The following is a 4,259-nucleotide window of genomic DNA, read 5'->3' on the forward strand; positions in this document are numbered from 1 at the left end:
TTTTTCATGGAGGTATTCTTCTATCAATAAAATATCTCCCAAATTATCCTCAACTAACAATAAATGATACCCTTCTTGATCCATTTCAAAATTTTCTAAAAATATAATTAATCCTAGGCTCCCAACTCCTTATACAGATTGAAATCAATTGTGTTATTAATAACGCCAATTCTTGCAATAAATACAATCAATGTACTTGGTATCTACCAATAAATCTGTAATTGGAATAAATATGATCCAACTACAACTCTTGTCTGAGTTAGATAATCTTTTTCGGAACAGTAAAGTAAAAAGTAGACCCTACACCTTCCTTGGAATCAAAACTAATCTTACCCCCTAAGTTTTCAATAATTTTCTTGCACATTGCCAAACCTATGCCGGAACCCGAATATTCACTTTTGCCATGTAGCCTAGAAAAAAGGATAAATACCTTGTCTTGAGATGTTAAAGGAATTCCTATACCATTGTCTTGTACAGAAAATTCCCATAATTCCTCCTTCTCCTTTGCAGAAATCTTAATCCTAGGTTTAGCGCCTTTGGATTGGTATTTTAAAGAATTGTTTATCAAATTAAGGAAAACCTGATTAATCGGAGAGGCCGGAACCTTCAATTTGGGCATGGATCCAATGGAAATTTTAGCTTCTTTTTGTTCTATTAAGGTTTTCTGCAGGTTCAATACATTAGAAATGATTTCTCCAATATCTGTTTCTTTCAATATTTCTCCTTCTCTCCCCACCCTGGAATAGGTAAGTAAGTCCATGATTATATTTCTCATTCGAGATGCACCATCCACCACAAAGTGCATGTACTGTAATCCTTTTTTGTCCAATATAGGAGAATATTTCTTCTCCAATAAATTTACAAATCCGGTGATCATTCTTAATGGTTCTTGCAAATCATGGGAAGCGATATAAGCAAACTGTTCCAACTCTTGATTGGATTGTTCAAGCGCTTTTGCCTTTTCGGTAAGTTCAGTGTTTAGGTTCGTTAAGATAGCCTCCTCTTTCTTTCTTTCCGTAACGTCTCTGGTCATTCCTACTAAGCCAACAATTTTATTGGATGCATTTTTAAGTGCAACTTTGCTGGTAAGAATCCACCGCAATTTCCCCTTTCTGTCAATAAAGGATTCCTCAAAATTTTTAACTGCCTGTCCTTCTAACATAACATGACGGTCAATTACGGTCATCTTTTTGGCTACTTCATAGGAAAAGTAATCAAAAACTGTCTTTCCTAAGGTTTCTTCTTCAGTTTCTGCCCCAAGAAAATCTTGATATTGGCTTTTATTGTTAATAATATGCCTGCCCATAAGGTCTTTGACATATATCCGAATCGGCAAATTGTCTATGATAGACCTCAATAGAAATCGCTCTTTAAATAAGGATTCCTCTGCTTTATGTTTTTCCGTTATGTCATAGCCTACCCAAATGTATTGGTAGGTTTTATCTCTATTGTCCTTAAAGGGAGTAATTACAGTATCAATCCAAAAAACACCCCTTTGTTTTTTAATTCCTTTGAGCTCTCCGCGCCACATTTCCCCATTAGAAACTGCTAACAGGCATTCTTTTAAGGCCTGATTTTCCTCGTAAATAGCTGTAGGAGATGCCTTGGAAAGTTCTTTCGCTTCATATCCCGAAACCTCTAAAAATTTCCGGTTAAGGTAATCTATCTTCTTACTTTCATTTAGAATAAGCACCATACATGATTCATCCAAGGCAAACCTGTAATCGGAAAGCTCCTTTATACTATTTACTAGCTGGTCCTCAGCTTCCATTTGACTGGTAAAATCGGCTACCTGCTCAATCATGCATGGCCTACCATTAATTACCAGAGGTTTGCTTTGCATTTTTGCAAAAAAGCTTTGCCCGGATTTAATGAAATGCTTGCATACCCTATGTTGAACTTCTTCATCATTTATCCCTGGACCAGTATTACAATGATTGGTAACGTATTCTTTATTTTGAACAATATCACTTATTAATAAACTTAAAAAAACTTCTTTGGTATAACCGTATTTTAAAATAGCCTCCTGATTGCAATCAATTATTTTCTGGCTACCACAATCCCAAATAATTATGGGCATGGGATTAGACTCAAATAGGTCCTTATAAATATTGGCGAAAGAGGATTCAACTACCGGCTTCTTTTCGATTGTACCAACGCGTTCCACCGTTCCTACGCACCTCAGCCTGTCATCCTTAGTATTTAAAACCTTGCCTTTAAGCCGTATGCTGCCCTGATTATTAAAATTAAAAATTTCATCAAAACCAATATTTTGGCTAATTAGCCTATGAAAGAGTTTTTGAATTAAGGCTTTTTCAGGTTCAGAAAAATGTTCAGCAAAATGAGAAATGGGCCCCGATTTAGCAAAATCAAGGCCCAGAATTTTTTGCCCCACGGGCGAAAATCTCAAGATTAGACTGGTAGGATCAAGTTCCCAAGCACCAACATCACAGGATACCAATACTTCAGACCAATTTAGATTTTCTTCCTCGTGAGCTGTCATTTCACATTATTCCTCCTAAATGGGATAATAAAAAATTATTTCCTAAATGCTCTCCCGGGCTTTTCTACCAGAAAAGAATCAATATTACCATTGTCTTGCAATGTCACATAGGCTGTCTTACCGTCCACTCCCCCAAACGCAATATTTGAAGGCTTTTCTCCGGACATTTTTATCTCTTTGAGAAATTCACCTTCTGGTGATAGCTTCACCACAGTACCCTTGCCATGTCTGGTTACATAAAGGTCTCCATCTAAGTCTACGCGCATGCCATCCATTCCAAAATCCTCAAAGGTGTGGATCAATCTCTTGTTTGAGATCTCCCCCGCTTCATTTAAGTCATATGCCCAAACATTTCGTTGTACAGATTCATTGACATACAAGGTCTTGTTATCGGGGCTAACTTCAATTCCATTGGTTGTACCCATATCTGCCTCTAACAATACAAATTGGCCATCAAGTCCAACTCTCCAAATTTGACCGGTACTTTCTTTCCAATTGGGATCGCTGGCAAACACGATATCGTTGTCCATAATGGCAATGTCATTAGGCTGATTTAACTCATCATGGTGCGCATAAACAGATATTTCTAAGGATTTCATGTCTACTTTCAACACATTGTGCCCGGTGTAATCAGCAATCAACATTTCTCCTTTGCTATTGAACCGGATACCATTTCCAGTACTCCCTTCAGGAAGGGTAACAAACAGCGATGCTTTGCCATCAGGAGTAACTTTACCTATGGTTCCTTCATTGCCAAAATTTACTACATAGAGATTTCCATCTTTATCTACCGCAGGACCTTCAATCCCCCCGGTAAATTCATTATTGCTTGTAAATGGTTGACTTACATACAAGTTTTCTTCTGTTTTCATTTCCTTACTTTCAGTTTTGGATGAATTTGATGAGCAGGCTCCTACAGCAACCAATAATGCCAAAAGGAACATGTGATTAACAATACTTCTTATCATTTTTTATTATAAAGGTAAGTACTAAAAATATGGGTAATTTTTAATGATCACAAGCTTTCAGACAAATTAGATCAGATCGTATACCAATCAATTTATTAATTTTTTCTAATTCATTATACATAATAAACCAATTTAATACTACTAAAATCCTAATGATCAAACAATCTAAAGTCAAAATTAAAAGCTTGATGAAAGACACTTAAACTTTCTAAAAAAGTTAAAGCTAAAAATTCGAAAACAACCCTAAAAAAACACTACTATTAAAACTCAAGACGGTTTTTCTCAGAAAAGGGACAAAATTTACAATCAAAAGGTACTACAAAAATATAAATTCAGAGTTTTTAGGTTTAAAAGGCCGGGGTCAGATTTATAAAAACGAGGATACAGATTAACCCCTTTGTAAGGGAACTAAGAACTTGTTTGAAATCCTAAACTTTAAGAACCAAAACCAAGATGCATACTAAAATCAGATATGCCCATTAAAATAGTGATGAGGCTTGTTCATCCAATTAATTTTGGAGAAAAAGTATTATTAATTTACCTTCATTGGATAAATTGCGAAATCTAAACCTATATCTAAAAAGATGAAAACGATGAAAAGAAGAAATACCATTAAAAAATTATTTGCCTCTTTGGCAGGTGTCGCCGGAATAAGTACAATAGCTAAAGCAAATACAACAGAATCTACCAGCACAGGAAAAGAAGCTTTCAACATTGTTGAAGATCAAAATGTACCATTGTTTTCCGGTTCCACCAAACAAGGAAATACTGTTTATGTGGCAGGAAAA

Annotated in this window: 2 protein-coding genes and 1 pseudogene; 1 reads left to right on the forward strand and 2 read right to left on the reverse strand. The window is 35.6% G+C overall.

Translation table 11 applies throughout. The features are described from left to right. Positions 1-259 precede the first annotated feature (259 nt). Both AAC037_RS20600 and AAC037_RS20605 read right to left on the reverse strand, forming a co-directional pair. Entirely contained in the window at positions 260-2,503 is a 2,244-nt protein-coding gene (locus AAC037_RS20600; protein ID WP_339905266.1) for a PAS domain S-box protein, read from the reverse strand. Positions 2,504-2,538: 35 nt separating this feature from the next. Beyond that, positions 2,539-3,471: an SMP-30/gluconolactonase/LRE family protein gene (locus AAC037_RS20605; RefSeq protein ID WP_339905268.1), complete on the reverse strand. Its 933-nt coding sequence runs from the start codon at positions 3,469-3,471 to the stop codon at positions 2,539-2,541. Positions 3,472-4,055: 584 nt separating this feature from the next. On the opposite strand from AAC037_RS20605, the pseudogene AAC037_RS20610 reads away from it, so the two are divergent. After that, positions 4,056-4,259, forward strand: a pseudogene (locus AAC037_RS20610) (RidA family protein); the annotation flags it as partial.

This window comes from uncultured Cyclobacterium sp. (assembly GCF_963976465.1).
GTDB lineage: Bacteria > Bacteroidota > Bacteroidia > Cytophagales > Cyclobacteriaceae > Cyclobacterium.